Annotated in this window: 21 protein-coding genes; 14 read left to right on the top strand and 7 right to left on the bottom strand. The window is 36.3% G+C overall.

From position 1 onward, the window contains the following. The first annotated feature begins 10 nt into the window (after nucleotides 1-10). From A8L32_RS08810 to A8L32_RS08800, 3 genes are read left to right on the top strand one after another with little or no spacing between them, the layout of a single operon-like run. Nucleotides 11-796, top strand: coding sequence for an ABC transporter ATP-binding protein (locus A8L32_RS08810; RefSeq protein WP_075590416.1), 786 nt, complete (start codon nucleotides 11-13; stop codon nucleotides 794-796). Nucleotides 797-808: 12 nt separating this feature from the next. Continuing rightward, nucleotides 809-1,516: a Crp/Fnr family transcriptional regulator gene (locus tag A8L32_RS08805; protein ID WP_198931746.1), complete on the top strand. Its 708-nt coding sequence runs from the start codon at nucleotides 809-811 to the stop codon at nucleotides 1,514-1,516. Nucleotides 1,517-1,570: 54 nt separating this feature from the next. Further along, nucleotides 1,571-2,776, top strand: a complete 1,206-nt coding sequence (locus tag A8L32_RS08800) for a molybdopterin molybdotransferase MoeA (protein WP_083631238.1) — start codon at nucleotides 1,571-1,573, stop codon at nucleotides 2,774-2,776. Between the two features lie 8 nt (nucleotides 2,777-2,784). Here A8L32_RS08800 and A8L32_RS08795 read toward each other — a convergent pair whose 3' ends face one another. Together A8L32_RS08795 and A8L32_RS08790 are read right to left on the bottom strand one after the other, a co-directional pair. After that, entirely contained in the window at nucleotides 2,785-3,603 is an 819-nt protein-coding gene (locus A8L32_RS08795; RefSeq protein ID WP_075590414.1) for an MBL fold metallo-hydrolase, read from the bottom strand. A 15-nt stretch (nucleotides 3,604-3,618) separates the two neighbouring features. Further along, complete coding sequence (locus A8L32_RS08790; protein ID WP_075590413.1) at nucleotides 3,619-4,062, bottom strand: DUF2147 domain-containing protein; 444 nt, start codon at nucleotides 4,060-4,062, stop codon at nucleotides 3,619-3,621. Between the two features lie 53 nt (nucleotides 4,063-4,115). Between A8L32_RS08790 and A8L32_RS08785 the strand changes: the two genes are divergently transcribed. The 7 genes from A8L32_RS08785 (at nucleotide 4,116) to A8L32_RS08755 (ending at nucleotide 9,934) form a co-directional block, all read left to right on the top strand. Further along, the gene (locus A8L32_RS08785; protein WP_075590412.1) at nucleotides 4,116-4,406 is read left to right on the top strand and encodes a hypothetical protein; all 291 of its coding nucleotides are present in this window, start codon (nucleotides 4,116-4,118) and stop codon (nucleotides 4,404-4,406) included. Between the two features lie 133 nt (nucleotides 4,407-4,539). Next, entirely contained in the window at nucleotides 4,540-4,731 is a 192-nt protein-coding gene (locus tag A8L32_RS08780) for a cold-shock protein (protein ID WP_027472784.1), read from the top strand. A 210-nt stretch (nucleotides 4,732-4,941) separates the two neighbouring features. Then, nucleotides 4,942-5,538 (top strand): TlpA family protein disulfide reductase, encoded by a 597-nt coding sequence (locus tag A8L32_RS08775; RefSeq protein WP_075590411.1) that lies wholly within the window; start codon nucleotides 4,942-4,944, stop codon nucleotides 5,536-5,538. Nucleotides 5,539-5,541: 3 nt separating this feature from the next. After that, the gene (locus A8L32_RS08770; protein WP_075590410.1) at nucleotides 5,542-6,024 is read left to right on the top strand and encodes a TlpA family protein disulfide reductase; all 483 of its coding nucleotides are present in this window, start codon (nucleotides 5,542-5,544) and stop codon (nucleotides 6,022-6,024) included. Continuing rightward, on the top strand, nucleotides 6,021-7,478 hold the full coding sequence (locus A8L32_RS08765; protein ID WP_075590409.1) for a DUF6029 family protein: 1,458 nt from the start codon (nucleotides 6,021-6,023) through the stop codon (nucleotides 7,476-7,478). The genes A8L32_RS08770 and A8L32_RS08765 overlap by 4 nt, the downstream gene beginning before the upstream one ends. 294 nt (nucleotides 7,479-7,772) lie before the next feature. Then, nucleotides 7,773-8,150, top strand: a complete 378-nt coding sequence (locus tag A8L32_RS08760; protein WP_075590408.1) for a BlaI/MecI/CopY family transcriptional regulator — start codon at nucleotides 7,773-7,775, stop codon at nucleotides 8,148-8,150. Between the two features lie 176 nt (nucleotides 8,151-8,326). Further along, complete coding sequence (locus A8L32_RS08755; protein WP_158027215.1) at nucleotides 8,327-9,934, top strand: M56 family metallopeptidase; 1,608 nt, start codon at nucleotides 8,327-8,329, stop codon at nucleotides 9,932-9,934. 302 nt (nucleotides 9,935-10,236) lie between these two features. On the opposite strand, the gene A8L32_RS08750 is transcribed toward A8L32_RS08755, so the two are convergent. Then, nucleotides 10,237-10,479, bottom strand: a complete 243-nt coding sequence (locus A8L32_RS08750; protein WP_075590406.1) for a putative signal transducing protein — start codon at nucleotides 10,477-10,479, stop codon at nucleotides 10,237-10,239. 16 nt (nucleotides 10,480-10,495) lie between these two features. After that, complete coding sequence (locus A8L32_RS08745; protein ID WP_075590405.1) at nucleotides 10,496-10,885, bottom strand: DUF302 domain-containing protein; 390 nt, start codon at nucleotides 10,883-10,885, stop codon at nucleotides 10,496-10,498. A gap of 510 nt (nucleotides 10,886-11,395) precedes the next feature. Between A8L32_RS08745 and A8L32_RS08740 the strand changes: the two genes are divergently transcribed. Then, nucleotides 11,396-12,124 carry a hypothetical protein gene (locus A8L32_RS08740; protein WP_075590404.1) on the top strand — a complete coding sequence of 243 codons (729 nt, stop codon included), beginning with the start codon at nucleotides 11,396-11,398 and terminating at the stop codon, nucleotides 12,122-12,124. Between the two features lie 344 nt (nucleotides 12,125-12,468). Here the strand turns inward: A8L32_RS08740 and A8L32_RS08735 are convergent, their stop codons facing one another. From A8L32_RS08735 to pdxB, 3 genes are all read right to left on the bottom strand, one after another. After that, on the bottom strand, nucleotides 12,469-14,346 hold the full coding sequence (locus A8L32_RS08735; RefSeq protein ID WP_075590403.1) for a leucine-rich repeat protein: 1,878 nt from the start codon (nucleotides 14,344-14,346) through the stop codon (nucleotides 12,469-12,471). A gap of 442 nt (nucleotides 14,347-14,788) precedes the next feature. Next, a complete protein-coding gene (gene gnd / locus A8L32_RS08730) occupies nucleotides 14,789-16,240 on the bottom strand; it encodes a decarboxylating NADP(+)-dependent phosphogluconate dehydrogenase (protein WP_075590402.1) in 1,452 nt (483 codons plus the stop codon). Between the two features lie 63 nt (nucleotides 16,241-16,303). Further along, nucleotides 16,304-17,440, bottom strand: a complete 1,137-nt coding sequence (gene pdxB / locus A8L32_RS08725; protein ID WP_233145472.1) for a 4-phosphoerythronate dehydrogenase PdxB — start codon at nucleotides 17,438-17,440, stop codon at nucleotides 16,304-16,306. Nucleotides 17,441-17,685: 245 nt separating this feature from the next. On the opposite strand from pdxB, the gene A8L32_RS23715 reads away from it, so the two are divergent. The 3 genes from A8L32_RS23715 to A8L32_RS08710 all read left to right on the top strand — a co-directional run bounded on the left by A8L32_RS23715 (nucleotide 17,686) and on the right by A8L32_RS08710 (nucleotide 23,273). Beyond that, nucleotides 17,686-20,358: a TlpA family protein disulfide reductase gene (locus A8L32_RS23715; protein ID WP_083631237.1), complete on the top strand. Its 2,673-nt coding sequence runs from the start codon at nucleotides 17,686-17,688 to the stop codon at nucleotides 20,356-20,358. Nucleotides 20,359-20,522: 164 nt separating this feature from the next. Beyond that, a complete protein-coding gene (locus tag A8L32_RS08715; protein ID WP_075590400.1) occupies nucleotides 20,523-20,903 on the top strand; it encodes a hypothetical protein in 381 nt (126 codons plus the stop codon). 183 nt (nucleotides 20,904-21,086) lie between these two features. After that, nucleotides 21,087-23,273, top strand: coding sequence for a TlpA family protein disulfide reductase (locus A8L32_RS08710; protein ID WP_083631236.1), 2,187 nt, complete (start codon nucleotides 21,087-21,089; stop codon nucleotides 23,271-23,273).

Raw genomic sequence — 23,273 nt, 5'->3', positions numbered from 1 at the left:
ACTTTGTGATATGGAATCAGTAATAAAAGAAAAAATAATGCTGGAGTGTTCCGACCTCAAGAAATCGTATCCTACAAGTAACGGTGAGTTTGTGGTACTCGAAGATTTTCAGCTTCAAATAAAAGAAAAAGAATTTATCTCTATCATAGGTCATTCAGGTTGTGGAAAATCTACCCTCCTCACTATGATAGCAGGTTTAAACGATATTACCGAAGGAAAAATTTTATTGGAAGCCAATAAGATTCAAGGGGCAGGACCTGATAGAGCCGTGGTGTTCCAATCGCCTAGCTTATTCCCATGGATGACGGCTTTAGAAAATGTAATGTTAGGGGTGAAACAAGTATTTGGGCACGCTACCAAAAAGCAACGTGAGGATATTTGTAAATATTATCTGGATAAAGTTGGTCTGTCGGATGCGTTTCATATTAAAGCCAAAAGCTTATCGCAAGGTATGCAGCAAAGAGTAGGAATTGCCAGAGCCTTTGCCTTAAAACCAAAGGTGCTGTTGTTGGATGAGCCTTTTGGAATGTTGGACTCGATGACACGCGTTGAGCTACAGGATGTTTTGATTGATGTTTGGACTAAAGAAAAAATTACTGCCGTAATGGTAACGCATGATGTGGATGAAGCTGTATTTTTGTCGGATAGGGTTATCATGATGACGGGAGGTCCTTATGCGAAAGTGGGAGATATAGCACATATTAATTTGCCACGTCCTCGCCACCGTAAAGTCACCATTGAAGATCCAGATTTTTATAAGCATCGTCAGCATTTGCTTGACTTTTTAGATCATTAAAAACAGTGGAGTGTGATAAAAGCAGAATGTAAATCATGTATCAATGAGAATTGCTTGATAAAAAAGCATATCGATAAGGACAGTATGCAGGCCTTTATCGATAAAAAAAATGCTTTTGCATGTAAAACAGACCAACAGTTTATTCTGGAGGGAGCGCCAGTAAATGGACTATATTTTATTTATGAAGGTAGTGTAAAAGTATATAAACAAACCGATGAAGAAAGTTTTCAAATCATTCGCTTTTCGCGGAATGGAGAAATAGTTGGTCATCGTGGTTTTGGTACCAATTATGTTTATGATATTAGTGCCAGTGCTTTGTCAGACTCGGTAGTATGTCATTTTTCAACCGATGTTTTAATTGAGATGTTGCATAAAACACCCGAGTTAATGTTTGATTTTATGCTGTTTTATGCCGACCAGCTTCAGAAAAGTGAGGCCAATGCAAAACGTTTTGCTAAGATGACTGTTAAAGATAAAGTAATAAACGGATTGTTGTTTATTAAACGAAAGTTTGGTCAATCAGATGGATACTTCAATTTAACGATGTCGCGAAAAGATATTGCGGGTTTTGCAGGAATTTCGCAGGAGCAAGTTACCAGACAGATATCTGCTCTTAAAAAGGAGGGTTTGTTAGTAGTTAAAGGTAAAAAGATTGGTGTTCCTGATATTCCAAAAATAGAAGCGGAGCTAAGTAAAATGGGTTATTATCTCGAAGGTTAGTTTCTGTATTTAAGAGCAGAGTATTGTGTGCAAGATAAATCAGCCTAATGACCGATGACAAGAATTAATGAACCATTTAAAAAAATGATTGGATTTCAAGAGGCTATTAAGCAGATTGTAGTATGTGCGCAACCATTAGGTACCGAGTGGGTTCAATTAAATGAAGCTTTATCTAGGGTATTGGCAGAGGATGTGGTTTATGATATTAATATGCCACCCTTTAATAAGTCTGCCATGGATGGCTATGCTTGTGCAAAAGCCGATTTATATGAAGAACTTACTTTGGTAGATACCATCTATGCCGGTAAAAACGAAGTACCTTCGCTAAAACAGAAACAATGCGTTAAAATTATGACTGGAGCGCCCATACCTTTGGGAGCCGATATGGTTTTTATGCAAGAGGATGCACTGATAAAATCGGATGGTAAGGTTGTTTGTCAGAATAAAGATTCAAAGGAAAATGTCTGTTATTTGGGTGAAGACATCAAGAAAGGGGATGTTGTGGTGGCTCAAAATACAAAACTACAAGCAAGGCATTTGCCTCTTTTAGCTGGTGCAGGATATGACCAAGTAAAGGTTTTTATACAACCAAAAATAAATATTATAACCACGGGCACAGAACTTGTTGAGCCGAAAGAAACACCCCAATCACATCAAATTAGAAATAGTAATGCCTCTCAAATCATAGCTCAATTAAACGAATTAGGTATTCCGCATAATTATCAAGGTATTATTGAAGATGATGAGGATTCATTAAAAACTATGATTAAGGAAAGCTTACTGCAGTCAAATGTATTAGTGATGAGTGGAGGTGTTTCTGTGGGAGAGTTTGATTTGGTGCCAGATATCCTAAATGATCTAGGCTTTACTATACCTATTGATAAAACAGCAATACAACCTGGAAAGCCTATGGTGTTTGCTCATTGTAATGGCAAATATATTTTTGGCTTGTCTGGTAACCCAGTAGCTTCTTTTATCCAATTTGAGTTGTATGTAAAGCCATTCTTGTTTGCTCTACAAGGCTCTGTTTATAAACCATTGCGTTTTCAGTTACCTATATCCACATCGTTTAAACGCAAAAAGAGCGTCAGACATATGTTTGTTCCAGCGCAAATATTAGACAGTAATGAAATAAAGCCTTTAAAATTTAATGGTTCTGCAAATATTGGAGCCTTGGCTTATGCCGATTGTTTAATGGAGGTGCCCATTGGGGTTGATAGGATAGAGGAAAATACGATGGTATATATTAGGCCGCTATAGTTAGTGCCTTATAGTTTATAACAGTTACCTCCATAACCATATTCAATACTTCCTTGTAATTTCTTATTCATTAAAGGAATATTCTGGATACCCGAACAATGATTAAAAGCTGCTCTCTTAATATTAAACTTTTTCAGTTCAGAAATGGTATTCTCCAGTTGTTGTTGCGAACCTCTGTTTAAATGTGTTCCTCCTACAACAAATTCAATCTCCTTTATCTGCATATAATCAACCGCTGTTTTAAGCATGTTTTCTACGCCATTGTGTGCGCATCCCGTAAAAACAATCAGTTTTTTATCCAGTTCAATAGCCATAAAAAGCTCATCTTCAAAAGAATCTAAAACAAGTTGTTTATCTTGTTGAACGTATAAGTAGGAGTCTGTAAAACTGTGTGTTAAATGTTTTTTTATTTGAGGGAAGATGAAAAGACCTGGTGCAATTTCTTCGGTAGTTTCAATGAACTTGTATCTATTGCTTAATTGCTGGAAGCGTTTTCTTAGTGGAAATCCTATTTTACGATTATGCCCTTGCGAGATGCTCCATCGTTCATCCAAAACCTCTTTTTTAAGAATAATTTTGGCTGTTTTATTCAGCTCTAAAAAAGCTTCTAATCCACCCGTATGGTCGTAATGCGAGTGACTTAACACAACATAATCAACTTGAGTAAGGTCTTTGCCCAATACTTTTGCATTTTGAATAAAAGCATCTGTCTTTCCAGTGTCAAAAAGAATGTGGGTTCCATTAAATTCAATCAAGATGGACAGGCCATGCTCGCTACGATAAGCTTTATCGTTTTTTAAATTATCAACAAGAATGCATATTTCCATCGATTGCTGAGTCAGTTATTTTACACGGGTCCAAGAAACTTTTCGGCCAATGATCGAAACACCAATATACCCCTTTACATTAAGTGTGTTTTCATCTTTATCAAACCACATGTAGCATTTGTAAGTATTGCCTGTCTTAGGATCGTAGATAGTACCCGAATCCCACTCTTCATCATCCGCGTCATATTTAAAACCTTCCAGTAAGGTTAATCCTAAAATAGGGCGTGATTGGAGTTTTTCCTCAGGGTTTTCATCATCAAGCTGAGGTTTTCCATTTTCGGTTGGATTTTCTAGCCAGATTACTTTTCCAATAAATTTACCTGATTCGTCTTGAGTAATTTCAATTTTAGAATCCTTATCTTGTGTAAGCCATATCCCTATCACTTTATTTTTGTTGGCAAATGAAGGTGCTGATATTAGTGCAACGATAGCTATGAGGAGTAATGATTTCAATTTCATCGCAAATAAGTTTTAAAATTATACGGTAAATATATTGGTTAAAATATAAAAGTATGAAGAATTATAAGAAAATAGTTTTAGGTTTTGTTTTAGTATTGTTTGTATTCACCTTGACTTCTTGCTTGCCAGGTGGAGGTAATTATCACCCTTTAAAGCCTGCTGGTTTTTTTACTGGTGTTTGGCACGGATGGATAGCACCCTTTTCTTTAATACTGGGTTTATTCAATAAGTCCATTACCATATACGAGCCATTTAATACGGGATGGTGGTACGATTTTGGATTCTATATTTCTATTATATCAGGTTTTGGTGGAATTCAATTTTTCAGAAAGAAAAAGGGTTAGATGCTTATAATCAGTATTCGTGTGCTTATTGGCGTGAAATATTTTTAATTATTTGCGAAATAAATAGATACAAAAGTTGGGATTGTTAGAATTTCCTTTACCTTTGGCACATATATTTTTTTTAAATACAGTAATGAATAAAGGAACAGTAAAATTTTTCAATGAATCTAAAGGATTTGGATTCATTAAAGAGGACGAAACAAACCAAGAGTATTTCGTACACGTATCAGGTTTAATCGACGAAATTCGTGAAGACGATGCAGTTGAATTCGAACTTAAAGAAGGTCGTAAAGGAATGAACGCAGTAAACGTTAGAGTACTATAATATAGTAATTTTAATGAAGAAATTAGAATAGCTTAGGCTATTCGAGAGTATTAGATTAAGCCGGAATGTTTATACATTCCGGCTTTTTTATGCTTGTATGTTTGGTGTTAAGGTTGCTTATTTAGAATCAATATAAAAAAGATGGTGTTTTTTGTAAGGAAATATAAATAGCTCCGACTCATTGTGTACAAATCTTAAAAACATACAACAATGAAAGCAATTAAATCAATTTATTTAGCACTTATACTCGTATTAGCAGTTACAATAGTATCATGTGATTCGGGAGATGACCCTAAGCCTGAAAAAACTTCAAATCCTACAACTGGAGGTGATGGCATGGGTGGAGGTGATACTTCTGGCGGTGATACTGGTGGTGGAACAACTGCTACAGCTGCCCCTGATTTTAGTCTGCAAAATCTAACTGGAGAAACAGTTTCTCTGTCTGCTTTAAAAGGTAAAGTGGTGGTGCTATTCTTTTTTGGTAACTCATGCCCGGCTTGTAAAGCGTCTGCTCCAAGTGTGCAGTCAAAGTTAGCCAATGCATATAGTTCAAATGATAAGGTGGTAGTTCTTGGTTTAGACCAATGGGATGGTACAAAGTCTGCGGTACAAGGTTTTAAAAATTCAACAGGCGTAGATTTTGATTTACTTTTAAATGCTTCAAGTGCGGCAAGTTCTTTTAGTACAACGTACGATCGTTTAATTGTGGTGGATAAAGAAGGATTTATCCGTTTTAAAGGAAGTCGTGCGGCCAGTAGTGATGCGAATGATGCAAAAGATACTGTAGAAACATACCTAAACAACTAGCTTATGCTGCTCAGACATATATTTATAGCACTAGTTGTAATGCTAGGCTTAAGCGCAAACGCCCAGGTAGTGAGAGATTTTAAAACCAACACCCTAAGTAATGAAGTACGTAGCTTCGAAGATTTAAAGGGTGATCAGTTAACAGTACTTGACTTTTGGGCTTCGTGGTGTAGGCCTTGCATTAAGGCCATGCCTAAGTTAGAGAAGGTTTATCAAGAGTATAAAGATAAGGGAGTGGCTGTAGTGGGGGTTAATATTGATGGTCCCCGAAGCTTCTCGAAAGCAGCTCCTCTGATTCATTCTTTAAAAATATCATATACAAATATTAGTGATATTGAAGGTAAATTGAAGGATGAGTTAGAAGTAAGCTCTATGCCCACCTTGCTCATCATCAAAGGGAATAAAGTAGTGTATCGCCACGAAGGTTATGCTGCTGGTGATGAAGAGGAATGGCGTAAAAAAATTGAAAAACTACTCGCACAATGAAAATCAGATTAGTTTTAGCATTCACCATTGTCATGTTTTCGTCGATGGTGAATGCTCAATTTTCAGGAACTGCCCTAACAGAATATCAGTATGGGAAATTACCTAATGAAAAGGCGGATGAATTTAACTCGATTTATAGTCGGGTAAATTTGAACTACACCTTAAACGAATTTAAGTTTGGAGCTGGTATGCAGTTGTATCAATCTCCTTATGGCGATCGTAACTACATTGACTTAGCTCAGGCACGAGCCAGTTATCAAACCAAACGTATCTCGGTTCAACTCGGAAATTATAGCGAAATTCTTGGTAAGGGAATTCTACTCAGGAATTATGAAATTCCAGGTGCTGTTATTGAAGATTTAAGCTTTAGATCGAAGCAATACTTTTATACAGATATGTTGGGTGGTGCTTTTAATTATAAGATGGATAAGTGGTCGGCAAAGGTTTTATGGGGTTATGCCTTAAATAATCTACAGCCTCCAACCGAAGAATGGGAGCAACGAAGGCCAGATGAGGTGTTGGGTGCAGAATTTACTTACAATATTGGTAAGCAAAAAGTAGAGCTGTCAGGGTTGAGCTTGAGCAATCAAGTAGAAGAAAGTTATTATGCCATGGGTGGTTTAACGGGTAATATTTTGCCCGACCTAAGCTACTATGTGGGATATGCGGATTATTTGGGTGGAACAGGTAAGTCGGTTGAAGAGCAAGATGCTTTTGCGATCTACGGAAATATTGGATGGTCTTTAAATAATTTTGGGCTAAGTTTGGAATATAAGAAGTATCAAAATTTTTTAATTGGCAATGGCATTAATGAGCCGCCTGCATTGGTGCGAGAGCATAGCTATAAGTTACTGAATCGAAGTACGCATGTGTTGCAACCAGTCAATGAGAGTGGTATTCAGTTAGAAGCATTTTATCAGCCAGGTTTATTTTCGTTAATCACATTTAACTACACCTATGCCAGAAACGATTTTGCAAAGATATTTGATTATAACGAATGGTTTCTAGAGTATTCTGGCGTTGTTTTTCAGGAAGGAGATATTAAGCTTTTTGCCGATTATGCTTTAGATCCTTTTAAAGATGAGGATAATCGTGTAACGGCTGGTTTCTACTTGGATAATCCTGTTTCGGATACATGGGGATTAATAATTGAAGGTGAAGCACAGGGTTTTGAGCGACCAGATGCCTATGTGAATAACTACTTGTTGGGTCTGACGGTTCGTAATAAATCTAAATTGTACTTTGGTTTAAATACCGAATGGAGTAACGATAGATATATTTCCGAAACCGATAAAATATGGATTGGAGGAAATGCGCGTTATAAGCTGAATTCGAAAAATACTTTTCAATTATTTGCCGGAGAACGTCGAGGTGGTCCTGCCTGTAGTGCAGGAGTGTGTTACGAAGTGCTCGATTTTAAGGGTGTAGAATTACGTTGGACAGCTAGGCTATAAGGGAGCAGGGAGAAAGGAAAAAGGGAATAAGGTTTATGGTGTAGGGTTAAGGGTTGATAGTAGTAGAGCATGTCAAAGGTTATTATTTATTGGCTTAATTAAAGAGAGTCCAATGGACGTAGTCTATAGCGCATAGCAACGATTTAGGACAATATTTATTTAAAATGCATGAAACGAGGGCCTTATTAAAAGTTCTCGTTTTTTATTTTCAACAAATACTACAAACATAGTTTGAATACTATAAAAATAGTATTAGGTTTGTAGTAGAGTAATTTTATCTTGAAATAAAAAAGGATGAAACAGTTAACAAAGGCCGAAGAGGAAATAATGCAGATATTATGGGATAAAGATGAAGCCATAATAAAGGATGTTGTAGCTGCATTTAAAGAAAAGAAACCAGCATATAATACCGTTGCCACTGTGCTTAAGGTGTTAAAAACAAAAGGTTTTGTTGATAATAAAGCGGTAGGCAATACTTATGTCTATTTTCCCATTGTGAGTAAGGAATACTATTCGTCGCACCAGGTAAAGCACCTTTTGCACAATTATTTTGGAGGAAGCTTTGCCCGTTTAGCCACCTTCTTTGCTAAAGATAATAATATGGATATTGCCGACTTAGAAGCTATGCTTAAAGAGGCTGAGGATAGTAATACCAATACTACCTTGAAATGAGTCTTATTCTTCCGTTATTTTTAATTCATACTTCGTTAAAAAATATCGCCGTAGCTATGGCTATGTCTCAATTTTTCGCCTTGTCTGAATTAAAAATATCCAAAACAATTCTAGGCTCATTCCAAATTAGAATTGGTATAAGTAGTAAAACCCTAATCCTTTCAAAAATTTGAATGATGGAACATATACAGGCCATATTGCTTAAATCATCCGTTGCCCTAGCTGCTTTTTTGTTGGTGTATTATACTTTTTTACGTAAAACTTCTGACTTTAATATTCACAGAGCTTTTTTAATGGTGGGCTTGGGACTTGCCATAGTACTGCCCTTTGTAAATATTACTTATCCAGTTTATGTACAGATGGAAATGCCCGAGTATCTAGAAATAGCAACAGATACTGGAGTAGAGACTATAGCGGTTGCAACACCCGATATTGTTTCTGTGGAAAGAACAGATTGGAGTAATATATTATTCTGGATTTATTGCGCTGTATCAAGTCTCTTTATAATTCGGCTAATGATTTCTGTGATATTTGGTATCAGACTAACTTATAAAGCCAAAAAAGTAAAATGGCGTGATACCTATTTGTATATCCACAGTAGCGTAAATAATCCGATGGTTTTTGGAAACCAAATATTTTTAAAAGATTCCACATATCTGCAGCCTGAGAAGGAACAGGTATTAATTCATGAACAAATTCATCAGCAACAAAGGCATTGGGTGGATATGTTAATGAGTGAATTATTATTGGCCATGGCTTGGTTTAACCCCTTGGCCTATATCTATCGAAAAACCGTACTCAATAATTTGGAGTACATCGCCGATCGTGGCGTATTAAATACCGGACTGCAGTTAAACACGTATATACAATCAATTTTATGTGAAACGATGGGAGCGGAAACCATTGTGCTAGCCAATCATTTCCGTACCTCCCAAAACAAACAACGACTAAAAATGATGAAAAATGTAAAACAATCCAAATACGGAAAATGGAAGTTATTGACCATACTCCCATTGCTGGGCATAATGCTTTGGGCCTTTAGTGAACCTGAGTATGTTTCCAAAGACGAAGTGCAAGCGCAAGTCTCTAACATTGAGCGAACAGAGCTTGTTAAAGGTAGGGCTTTACAGACCGATACTTTGGAAGTAAGACAAGAGGACGGTACATATCAGCAGCAAATTGTTGTGGGAGGTTTGCGTGATGTTAATGTTGTTATTAAAGGAACCAACTTGGGAACTTTTACTAATGACGATGGAAAATTTGAATTAAAGATGAATGTAGGAGATGTTCTTGTTTTTTCTCATCTTAGTTTTAAAACAAAGGAGATTAAATACACAGGCCAAGAGTATATTGGAGCAGCTTTAGCTGGAGCAAGTCCAAGAGTTTTAAAATCTGAAAAGTATAGAGCAAAGTATTTTGGTAAGGCTAATAATAATATCAAACTGAAAGAAGTAAATACGAAACCTTCAAATAGTAAAGGTGATGAAATGTTTATGGCAGTAGAGGAATTGCCTCAATACAAATATGGTATGGAAACGTATTTTGCCCAGCTATATAGTAAGTCTGCCAAAATTGCTAAGGAAAAAGGATTTAAAGGTAGTGCAGATGTTAGGTTTTATGTAGACCAAAGTGGAAATGTAAACTGGCCTGCTGTATCTGGAGATAGTGAAGCGGAGCTCAAGGAAGCTGCCGTTAAAATCGTAAAAGAACTCAATGATTGGATTCCAGCTAAACAAAGAGGGAACGCCGTATCTTACTCTTATTCTGTAAAAGTAGAGTTTTAAATAAATCAACAATCAAGGGTTTTACTTATGTGAAACCCTTGTGAAATATTCAATGATGAGGCTTGGGTAGTGCGATAAATCCTTTAGCTCTTGCTCCTTAAGAGCAAGATTTAAAGTCTCTTAGTTTCATCGGGCGTTGCCAAATGCTATTGCTTAAACCCCTTTGGGGTAGCGATTAGGAGTTTAGAAAACAAAGCCGATCTTTTAATAAAGTCCAAGGGAATTATAGCAATAACCCATCGCAACGCTATGGGAACCTAGCATAATACAAATCAACGCTCCAAAGGAGTATAAGCGATTTATTAAACCATTAAATCCTTGTATCCATGCTCTTTAATTACTTCACTAGCCTTAGCATAATCTGTCAGGGTAACGCTAATGGTAATATCATCCTGAGCGGCAGAGCCTATGTAAGTATTGATAAAAGAGGATGCCGGATTGCTGGATTCTAATAAGGAAAATATACCAGCTTCTTCAAGAATCCGTTTAATCTCTTCTGCAATTATTTTATCGCTGATTTGTAATAGAGGTTTTATATCTGTCATTGGAATATTGGTATTTTTACAGCTTCTCAATCACACGTTTTAGTTTATCAACTATGGTTCCTGCAATTTCTCCCAAGGATTCATTTTCTACTGCTTGCATAGAAGCAATGGGGTTGATAGCGGAAATGGCTACGTCGTTATCTTCGGTTTCTTGCACCACCACATTGCAAGGAAGCATGGTGCCGATGTTTTCTTCTGCACTTAAAGCTTTATAGGCATAATGCGGGTTGCAGGCTCCTAGTATGCGATATTGCCTAAAATCCTTATCCAGCTTCTTTTTAAAAGTAGCTTTTACATCAATATCTGTAAGTACGCCAAATCCTTCTTCCTTAAGTTCGTCAGTCACACGGTCAATAACCTCCTCAAAACTGACGTCTTTTAATGTTTTTCTGAAATAGTAGCTCATGGTTATATCTGTTTTTATTAGTGGTTTACTAAATGTACGGCTAATAATTACGAATCTCAAGGGCTAGATTGATTAATGGCTTTTTGTTTTCTGCTCATAGATTGTGAGATGTTTTGCTCTTGCTCCTTCGGAGCAAATGTTTATAGTGCTTCGCTTCATCGGGCGTTGCCCAATGCTGTTGCTTATACCTCTTTGGGGTAGTGTATAAATATTACAAGCATTCTGCACCTTTTGTAGAAAGGTCCAACAGAATTAGGGATGTAGCCCATTGCTACAGCTTAATCTCGTTTTTGGTGAAATTTGTACATTGCTTGATTTTTGTTCTTCTATCTCGGTCTCTTATAAAAAGTCCAACGGACTTATGGCAATAGCCCATAGCAACGCTATGGGAATCTAGCGGAATGCAAATCATCGCTCCAACGGAGCATAAGTCTTGTGTAAAAGCACATACAATTTTTGCCTATAATTAAGGATTAATTATTTTTATAGATAAATAAAAACCATCCTGTTATGAGCGAGTTATCCATAAAAGAACAATTACTACAAGAAGCCTTTGCTATACCACGCAAAGAGATTAAACGACTAGGAATGCCTTATGATACTTTTTTGCAAGAGAGTAGTGAGCTTATTCAGTGGGCAAAGCAGGATGCAGAACAGCTTCAACAAGTAGGTTTCGAATCATCAAAATTACTACAGGCCGAAATTCTTCTGGAGCTGGCAAAAGAAGAACATACCAGGTATGCAAATAAGAGTAAATACCCTAAGCAGTCAGTGAGCAATTGGGAAGCAGATAAAAAGCGAGGTGTTGAGCTGGTTAAGAAATTGATGCATGTGTTTAAATTTGCCTTTAGACATGATAAAGAAAAACTGGGTTCTATTTCTTACATAAAACAGCCTTATGCCAAATTTGAAATACGCTCGCACTTGGATTTTTTAACATTGATTGGCAGAAAGAGCATTCCTCTTTTGAGTGCGGTTAATTTTGATATAGCTCTTTTAGATGAGGCTAAGCAGCTAGCGGAAGAAATAACAGAATCTCATGCCCGGATGAATTCGGATACACTGGTTAATTTCGATAAACTGAAAAGAGATCAGTTAATCTATCTACTAAAAAACAAGCTTAAGGAGCTTCGCGCATGCGGAAAGTATGTATTTAAGTCTAAGCCAAATCGCTTAAAGGGTTATCAAAGTAACTATGTGAAAGTGCAGAATAATAAACGCCGTAAGAAACTCGACTAATATCATTTGTGTATCAATAATAAGTGTCAGTATTTCAATATTTAGGATAAGTAATTCAAAATAATTAGTTGGGACATCAACATAAATGTAATGTAGATCAGATAAAAAGTATGGTATATCTATATACCAATCAGTAAAAGTGATATACTAATAAAATATGATGATTTACAATATAAATAAAACGATTTACTGAAAGAATATAATGATATATGAATGAAATTATATGAATTGTAAAATATTCAAAAGTATATATCGAGCATCAAATCATGTATAAACTATACAAAAATACAACAAGGCTGCCCAAATTAATGAGCAGCCTTGTTGTATTTTATATGAGTATTGTTTTATCTGCGAATAATAGTCTTGCGAGTAGTATTTCCTATTTTAACAATGTAAGTGCCATTGTTTAAATCTCCGACATAGATAATTTCTTGAGCGGATGTGGCCATTAAACGTTTGGCCAATGCGCCTGTGGTTGAGAAAATATAAATATCTTCTAGGTTAATGTTTCCTTTAATGTTAATTCTGTTGGTGGCAATGGTTGGATATATATTAAGCTTGTTAGCTGAAGAGGATTCATCCATATTTGTTGTAATATCAAATTTAGCCCAAAGTTCAATATCTTCAATACTACCTTGTGGTATGGAAGTTATTTCGTTAGTAAAAGAGGCTTCTGTATACCAACCACTAAAGTCGTATCCTGCTTTACTTGCATCGGTAAGAGTAATTTCTTCGGTTTCAATATCATAATTGCTAGGGTTGCTGTGGCTGCCTCCATCTAAATGATAAGTAATTGTATATGTAATTAAATTTTCTCTTAAGTTAGCCGTCGAATATACATCTGTCAATTCAGTTACAGCTTCAGTGCCCCCATTAGTCCAATAGGTAGTATATCCTTCTTTGTTATTTACAGGCAAAGCTATACTGCTAACACCTGAAGCGCTAAAAGCCCAAGAGCCGATGTATTCCATGGTGTTGGGTAAAATAACCTCGGTAAGACTATTCACGTAAAAAGCTCTACGCCCAATTGATATGAGTTCATTTGGAAACGTAACGGATGTTACTTTGCTTGATTCAAATGCATATGTCATGATGTCCTTAACTGTATTGGGTATAAAGTCAATAACTCCTCCAGGGCCACCATAACTTACTAATTTGCTCGTATTGTCCGATCCATCTGTGTTACGAGCATAAAATAAGGCATTGGATGATAATCCATTTACGGTAGTAATTTCATTAGCAGTAAAAGATCCAGCACCTAAAGATGTAACCGTGGTGCCGATATTTACATTACTAAGCTTGTTTTTGAAAAATGCCATGTCACCTATGCTTTTAACGGAAGGTGGAATTGTAAGATTAGTAATTTCATTATTATGAAAACACCAGTCGTCAATTGTTTCAACTGAATTACCGATAGTTACCGATGTTAGTTCGTTATAAGCAAAGGCTGTGTTTCCTATAAATTTTACCGTGTTTGGGATGACAATCTCTGTTAGGTCGCACCAACGCAGCGCAGAAGCTTCGATGGTTTCTAAGGCTATTGGAAATACAAAACGATCCAAATGAACGCTGTTGAATATCCCTTCTCCTAAGGTAGTTACCGTATTGGGTATAAAATCTATTTCAGCACTAACACCTCCATAACTTACAACTTTTGTTACATCTTCGCTACCATCGGCATTACGAGCAAAAAATAGTCCGTTAGAAGGAGCACCATTTACGGTAGTAATTTCATTTCTATTAAAAGCACGTGAACCAGAATACTGAAAGGATGCTGGTAAAGTTACGCTTGTTATCTTATTGTATGAAAAAGCTTCACTGGCTATATTGGTTAATGAATTAGGCAACACTAAGGAGGTTATTAGGTTGGCGTGAAATGCACTGGAACCTACATAAGTTAAGGTGTTAGGAAAATCTATTTCGGTTAATTTATTGCTGTAAAATGCACGTGAGCCAATTGAGGTTAAAGCGTTAGGAAGTGTAACATTGGTTAGCTCTTTGTCATTAAATGCATTAGAGCCAATTTGTAATACGGTATACTCTACTTCATCAATGGTAAAGCTGTTAGGTATTTTAATGTTCTTCTCCGTTGTATTGTTGTAAGCTGTAATGCTTTTACTACTGGTGTTAAATGTTACGTCATTGGGTGTAAGTGTGTATTGGGCATAGGTAATACTAAATATAAAGCTTAATAGTACTAGTGATAGTAATTGTTTAGTCATAGTAAAATATTTATAGTTGATTTTTATGTGTGTTGAAAAGTGTTAATCAGAATTGTCTGGGCTCTTTATGTTAAGTTTTGTCCAGTATAATTATTCTAAATGTCGGCTATGTTACGCCGGAACAATAATAAAGTTGCGTATAAATAGAGTGATTGAAGAATAAATCATATTAGAATAGTATTTATCAATATAGTGCCGAGTTTCTCGCTTTAAGTGATACCTCTGAGTTGTTAATTTCTCCTCCTTTTTTGAAGGAGCAGTACAGCGAAACAAGAGTGGGGAGATGGTTTGAAACACCATTGTAATATTGGTATTACCAAATAAAGTACAAATACTACAAAGCTTTTACTATTGAATACAACAAAGGCTGCCCAAATGAATGAACAGCCTTTGTAAATATCTAATAATTTTAAGTCTAACGATCTATTGTCTATTGATCTAATTAAACATCATAAGTAGTAGAAGCTGTATCGCCTCCACGACCAGTCCAGTTGGTGTGGAAATACTCACCTCTTGCTTTGTCTACTCTTTCGTAGGTATGCGCACCAAAGTAATCGCGCTGTGCTTGTAATAAGTTAGCAGGCAATGTTTCGGTTCTGTAACCATCAAAATAACTTAAAGCGCTGGAGAAGGTAGGAACAGGAATACCGTTCATTACCGCTTGTCCAACTACCTGACGCCATCCTTCTAAAGCTTCAGAAACCTTACCTTTAAAATAAGGATCTAACAATAGGTTGGGTAATTCAGGATTGTTATCGAAAGCCTCTTTAATATTTTTTAAGAACGCAGAACGAATAATACATCCACCACGCCACATTAAAGCGATTCCACCATAGTTTAAATCCCAGTTGTTTTCTTTAGCTGCCTCGCGCATGAGTACATAACCCTGTGCGTACGATACAATTTTAGAAGCAAAAAGAGCATCTTTAATATACTTGATAAACTGCGTTTTGTCGCCTTCAAATTTTTTGATTGGAGAACCCAATACTTTGGCCGCTTCTACGCGCTCAGCTTTTTGAGCCGATAAACAACGTGCAAATACCGATTCGCCAATAAGGGTTAAAGGTACACCTAGGTCCAAGGCCGAAATGCCGGTCCATTTACCCGTTCCTTTTTGTCCTGCTGCATCTAATATTTTCTCAACTAATGGTTCACCATTTTCGCGGTAAGCCATAATATCGCGTGTAATTTCAATCAGGTAACTATCTAGGTCGCCTTTGTTCCACTCTTCAAAAATGTCGTGCATTTCGTCGTGGTTTAGTCCCACAAACTCTTTCATGATATGGTAAGCTTCGCTGATTAATTGCATATCGCCGTACTCAATACCATTGTGTACCATTTTTACAAAGTGACCAGCACCATCTTGTCCCACCCAATCGCAGCAAGGCACACCATTCTCTACCTTAGCCGAAATATTTTGGAATATATCTTTAACAAAAGGCCAAGCTTTATCGGAGCCTCCTGGCATTAACGATGGACCCGTTAAGGCACCTTCTTCGCCACCAGAAACACCAGAGCCTACATATAATAAACCTTTATCTTCTACATATTTAGTTCTGCGAATAGAATCTGGGAAATGAGAGTTTCCACCGTCAATAATAATATCTCCTTCTTCTAGGTGAGGAATAATCTGATCGATTAAGGCATCCACAGGAGCTCCTGCCTTTACTAGCATCATAACCTTACGAGGACGCTCCAAAGAAGCTACTAACTCCTCAATAGAATGCGTTCCGATAAAGTTTTTACCAGCACCGCGACCATTTACAAACTTGTCCACTTTTTCGGTGGTTCTATTATATACAGCTACAGTGTAGCCTTTGCTTTCCATGTTTAAAACCAGGTTTTCGCCCATTACGGCCAACCCAATTAATCCTATGTCTGCTTTTTTACTCATGTCAGTCTATTTTTATATGGGAGCTTAAAAGTAGTATTTTAAGCCATGATATATCTTGTTTTTTTAGATAAGATGAACAGCCTTAAAACCTATTTTGTTCAGGCATGTGGCCATTTCTTGTGTGCCATTTTTTAAGGATACCTTATAAGCATGAAATTCCCTGCGAATGGGGTACGATCCTCTCAGGTGCTCAAAAGTTTCAGGATGGGTTCTAAAGCGCGTATCATCTTCCTGTATCGAATAAGTATGAAGAACTGCTTTTATCCAAACCTCTTGCAAGTTTAATTCGCTAGCATCAATGTTTATGCATGCCTGCGCAGGTGCGGGAATGCTATCGGGATACCAATTTTTTAAAGGTAAATCGAAATGTTTACTGATGGCCTGAACGCTGTTGGCGGTTCCGTTGGCTTTTCCATCGGCCGAATATCCAGCAATGTGCGGCGTGGCTATGATGGTTTTGTCCAGTAATTCCAAGTTCATTTCAGGTTCATTTTCCCAAACATCTAAAACAGCATTACCAATCAACCCTTTATTTATTGCTTCCAGTAAATCGCTGTTGTTAATAATTTCGCCCCTCGAACTATTTATGATGATGGCATCTTTTTTACACTGCTTAAAAAGAGCCGTATTACCCAGGTGGTAAGTAACATCTTCTCCATCTCGCTGTAGCGGAACATGAAAAGTGATGAAATCTGATTTTTCAATTAACTCATCCAGCTCAACAAAACTCTGCGATCCTTCTTTTCTTGCTCTGGGCGGATCATTTAGTAAAACCTTTATGCCAACAGCTTGTGCAAAATCAGCTACTTTACTGCCTACGTTACCAACACCCACAATACCTAGTGTTTTATCGGTTAAATCAAACTTAAGTTGATGAGCAATGGTGGCCAATGTAGCTCCAATGTATTGCTTTACCGATCCTGAATTACAGCCAGGCGCATTGGTCCATGCTATGTTATTACTTTCGCAGAAGGCCGTATCAATATGATCAAAGCCAATGGTGGCTGTGGCAATCATTTTTACCTGACTTCCAGCTAAGTTTTCTGAACTACATTTGGTGCGTGTTCTGGTAATTAATGCATCCGCATTTTTTATAGTATCCGCATCCGTTTTTGCTCCTGCCAGGTAAGTGATATTTGCATATGGTTCAAGTATCCCTTCTAGAAAAGGTATTTTATTATCGGCAATAATATTAATCATTGAAAACTACTTTGTGCAAATGTAACAAATAAATATAGGGCTACTTAAATATTAACTATTGTTTGCAGAGTAAAACGGTAGGTTATAAGTAGAATAGGTAAAATCATACCAATTGCTCAATAAATCATACCGATTATACATTCCTTCGATTTACCCCCCTATAAAAGCCTTAATATTCATGCGTAATAATATTATGTTTGAGTACTTTCAGTGCTCAATTTTTAATGACCTAAAAAAAATAAATTATGAAACGACTTTCGTTGACCTTATTAACCCTATTGTGCTTTATGGGTATGCACGCCCAAAAAGTAATTAAAAACCCCAGCCAAAACTATTCTACTGCGCCTGGTTTAAGTATCGATCAGATACAGCTAAATGAAACAAGTACTGCTGTTAGCATTAGTTATAAAGGTAGACCTGGAGCTAGCTTTAATATTCCTAAGAAGACATATATATGCGATGTAAATGAGGAGGATAAAAAGTTATATATCCAAAGTTGTGATGGCTTAAACCTGGGTAAGTGGGTTAAAATACCTGAAAGCGGCACCTTTAAGTATACACTGCATTTTGCTGCGTTGGGAGATGACGTAAAAGCCATAGACCTACGTGAAGAGTTTGGCGGTTGGCACATATACGATATTCAACTGAGTGGAATTAAAGAAGCCTCGCTTATACCGGATAATATGCAAGGCGTTTGGTATAATAAAATAGGAGGCGATTTAAACATATGTTTGTACAATAAAGAGGCTTTTTACAAAGGTAAGCATTGGACTTATGGAGATGTTTCTATCGATAAAAAAGGAAATGGCTTTATAGAGTTAAAGAATAATGAAGGAGGTATTAAGCTATTAGTGAATAGGAAAAAAGGAAAAGCCAAATATACCATTACTAATCTATATCCATTAGAGACTTATTGGGAGGAAGAAGAAGAAGAAAATTCAAATATCACATCAAGATCTTCAAAAGCCAGTTTCAAATACCCCAGAGGTAAAGATGGTGAATTATTGATTGGAGAATCAATAGCTGAAATGACTACTCTTTGTGATTCAAAAAAAGAAGTTGTGTTTTGGGGAATAGCAGAGCGTGATTTTCCTTTAAATAGCATGAAATTTAACAAGGGCTCTTCCATATATTCTGGTTGTATAAGTGCATACAAAAAACGTTACGGTGAGCTCGAAATATTGGTTCATGTAAACAATATTCTTACAGGGAGTCAGGATGAGTATTCGGCCAAAGTAGGAGATGGAGGTTTATTTTCGGTTGAAGTACCTATGCTGCATGGCAATATCGTTTACGTGCGTTCTAAAGCTTGGAATGGATCTGTTTACTTAGAACCAGGACAACAAGTTTTTCAGATTCTAGGAAAGGGTAATCCTAAATATTTAGGTGAGCTAGGTAGAGTGAATAATGAATTGTTTGCGATGAGAAACTTGAATAGCCGTACTTATCAGGAAGTACTTAAAAAAGTGCTAAATATGTCGGTGAAGGAATTTGTAGATTTTCATCAGTTCTACCTAGAGAAGGATTTAACTAAATTGGATGCTTTTGTAAAGAAGAATTACATCAGCCCCAAGGCTGAGCAGATTAAAAGATACGACCTTATTTATATGCATAACTCTGCTAAGTTCGAATACAAATGGAAATATGATCAGGCCTATCGTAAAAAGCATGATATTCCGCGTAAGCAAAGAGATTTGGGTGTAGATATTCCGAAGTATACCAAGGAGGAAGTAAGCTTTATAGATAATGCTTTAGTCAATGATTCAATGGCTTTGATTGGTGGTAGCTATAGTTCGTTTATTAATAGAATTAAGTATTTCTCGTTTTTTGGAATCTTGCATTATAAATATGGAGATGTATACAATATTGCAAATGGAGTTAAAAAATATGGATATGAGTTAACGAACGAGGAAGAAGCTTTAATTGATTCTTTAGCTCCGTATCAAGATGTATTTAAAGAACTGGATATTTTTATGGAGAGTGATGCAAATACTCGTTTTGTTCGAAAATATCATAAAGAACTACGTAATATTTATAGGAAAACGAAGGGAAAACACAAACCCGAGGAGTTGCCTCAGTTGCTTAAGGATGAAGGTGCCACATTAGATGCCGTGGATGAAGGTTTTTGTAATGATAAACTGACTCTTTTTAACAGACCAGATGTTGAATATGCACAAGAACACCGCAAAAAATATGCAGATGAAATTAAAGCCTTTACTGATAAATATAAAAAACTAGACAAAAGACTTAATGTTGATGCAAAAATTGAGTTCAGAGATAATGGTTTAAAAGAAAATTTTGGGGTTGAGCCTGGCTTTGCTGCCGATATTATGACTAGTCAGGATATTTTGCGTAAAGTGGTGAATGAATACGAGCCGTTAGCTGAAGAGGACTTAGGTTATCGACTTGAGCATATTTCTAACCCTTTTGTTCAGCAATATATTCAGGATACTAACCAAGAGGTGATTGCTAAAATTGAAGAGAATAAGAAGAATGGAACGGTTGCGGTGAATGAGATGCCAGAAGTTGAAGATAATACCGAATTGTTTGATGCCATTATGGCTAAATATAAAGGTAAGGTAGTGTATGTAGATTTTTGGGCTACATGGTGTAGCCCTTGTCGCTCGGGTATTAAAAAAATAGCTCCCTTAAAAGCACAAATGGCCGATGAGGATGTGGTGTTTGTATATCTATCTGCAGCTTCTTCGCCTCAAGGTGCATACATGAATATGTTACCCGAAATAAAAGGAGAGCATTATAAATGTACCCAAGAGCAGTGGGACGCATTGTGTAAACAGTTTGACGTTGCTGGTATTCCGCATTACGTATTGGTAGATAAAAATGGAAAAGTGGCCAAGAATAACTTCCGTTTGCATAACAATCAGGCTATAAAACAATTGATCAATAAATATTTGTAATACATCATCTTGCTTGTCCAACGAGGCCCCTTCGTTGGGCAAGCATTTTCCCGAATAAACAGAGCTTGTAACCGTTGATGAGTTAAAATCAACCGTTTGTCGGAAACCCTTATTGGCATAATTTAATTCTATATATTTTTAACTCACAAATAATTTAACAAACCATGAATACCCATTCTTTTAACCCAGAAAGCGTCTATTTAGCTTTTTACGCCAGCATCTTTATGAAAATAGTTATTGCCGTAATTTTGGTATATGTTTTCGTAATTATTGTCAATTTTTTAAGAGATAAGTTTCTCTCCAAAGAACAAATTAGTAGTGACCCACAAATCATAGATTTGGTAAATATCTTACAAAAGCTCTTTTATTTTAGTGGGTTTGGATTTGTATTAGGTAATATTTTCCAGGTAGTGCTATCCGCTATTGTTAGAGAGCCTTCTGAAGATTGGAGCTGCTTGTGTTTTGGACTAATTCTTATTTTTATGGGTATTGGATTTAAAGCTTCTATTAAAATACTGACAAAAAATAAAGAGGAAAATAATTAAAATCACCATAACTACAGGGAAATCGCTTATAGTTTTCTAACACCTTTCATTTGCCTTTGCACACCCTTTTATTCCCTAAAGGGATCTGCGCACGAGGCTCCTTTAGGAGATTTAGAGGTGAGCGAAGGAAATAATTGTTTAAAAGCATTTTCCCTGATTATTTTTTAATCAAATTATTTAACCATGAAAAATCTAATTCTAACAGCCCTTGTTGTGCTGATGTCGGCAAGTATGCTGGCACAAAAAAACAAAACCATTGTTAACCCTTATTATGAGTTTAAAAAGTCGGGTATTTACAACGTATCTAAAATTGAATTATCAAAAGAAGAAACACGAGTTCACCTTCAGAGTAGATTCTTACCTAATTGGTGGGTGGTGATTAATGATGAGATGAAACTTATTGATGAGGAAAACAAGGAAACATATACCATAAAGTCGGTTGAAGGAGCTGAGTTTGGCGAACGCCTCTCTATGCCTGTTTCTGGAGACAGCACTGTAGTACTAATATTTCCGCCGTTAATTAAAAAAACCAAGCAGTTTAATTTTGATGAGGATATCTTTGGTATTTCCTTGGATGAAAAGAAAGCTGGCTTGCGACCATATTACTCTTTACTTCCTGAGGAAATAAATACTTGGTTAAATAAAGAGGTAGACAAGTGCAGTAATGCAGCGCTTAAGGATTTTAAATCGGATAACTTTTTTACCGAAGATAAAGGCAGGATTGTAGGGTATATTAAAGGCTATTCGGTAAAATCAAAACTTACAACAGGGGTTATATATTTAAGTAATTACTTAACTAGAGAGGATTACCCAATGGTTGTTGAGGTTCAGCCAGATGGTCGTTTTGAGGTAGAAATACCTTTAATTTCACCTTTGTATTCTAATATTCAATTTGATAGAAAATCAATCCCATTTTATTTAGAGCCAGGACAAACTTTAGGTATGATACTTAATTGGGAAGACTTTTTAAATGCAGATCGCTTTAGGCATAAAGATTATCATTTTCCAGACACGGGATATAAAGGCAAGTTGGCTAAGGTGAACAACCAATTGTTGCGATTTGAGTTTGAGGGCAAGCATTTTCATAAGTATTACTACATGAAAAAGAACATGAGCCTTGAAGAAAAAGTAGCTCTTTATAATCAGCAAAAGGATATGGAGATGGCTAAGCTGAAGTATTACGGTAAAATGTGGAATATAAATATGGAAAAAACATATACTATTTTACGAAACGAAATTATATTAACCCATGCCGAAGCAATGCTTGATATAGAGATGCGCAGAAGCATGGAGGCACGTAAAGATAAAGAAAACAAAGAACTACAGGAGCCTTTGCCCGATTCGTTTTACGACTTTATGGGTAATGTTCCTTTAAATGATCAATCCTTAATAATTAGCGATAAGTTTAAAGTTTTTATCAATCGTTTTGAGTATTCCAACTTGGTAATGAAGCATAGAAATGAAGTCGCGAAAAAGTATCCTTTGGAGTTAGGATTTTTTGAGTATCTCTTAAAAAATGAAGTGCTTTTATCAAAAGAGGATAGAGCCTACTTAGAATTAGCTGAAAAAAAAGATAAGACTCCTGAAGAAATGGAGCACTTAAAGGACATGCAGATAAGTTTTTCTGTGTTAAAAGATAGGTATAGCGATAGCTTTTCTACATGGAATACAATGGCGATTGCCCATTACGATAAGGTTTCTGACAAAATGTGGGAGTTGGCTAAAATTGAAATGACCGAGCAATATGGTGCTGAAGATAATTTAGTGTTGGATATAGCTACCTTACGAACCTTAAAGTATAAGTTTAAACAGATAAATGCTAGCAATGCTCAAGCATTATGGGGCGAATTAAAACAAAATATTGATAATGATTATTTAGTTTCTACAGGAGATGCTCTTTATAGCCGTACTTATGATGGAGCCAATGCTAATGCATACGCTTTACCACAAGGAAAGGCTGCGGATATATTCAATAAAATAATAGCGCCACATAAAGGTAAAGTATTGGTGGTTGACTTTTGGGCAACTTCGTGTGGACCTTGTGTAAGTGGCATAAAACGAATGAAAGAAACGCGCAAGCAATATGCAAGCAATCCAGATGTTGACTTTGTGTTTATTACCAACGATAGAAGTACGCCCTTAAGCAAGTATGATAAGTTTGTGAAGGAGCAAGATTTGATAAATACATATCGCATAAGCAATAATGATTACTTGTATTTGCGTCAGTTATTTAAGTTTAATGGCATTCCGCGTTATGTGGTTATTGATAAAGATGGTAAGGTGCTGAATGATAACTTTAATATGTATCAGTTCGAAAAAGAAATAGCAAAGCTACTGGTTTCGGACAAAGAGGATTTAAGCCAAAAATAA

Origin of the sequence: Labilibacter marinus, from assembly GCF_001659685.2 — a bacterium.
Taxonomy (GTDB): Bacteria; Bacteroidota; Bacteroidia; order Bacteroidales; family Marinilabiliaceae; genus Saccharicrinis; species Saccharicrinis marinus.
Note: the sequence above shows the minus strand (reverse complement) of the source record. Positions and strands in the feature narration are given on the sequence as shown.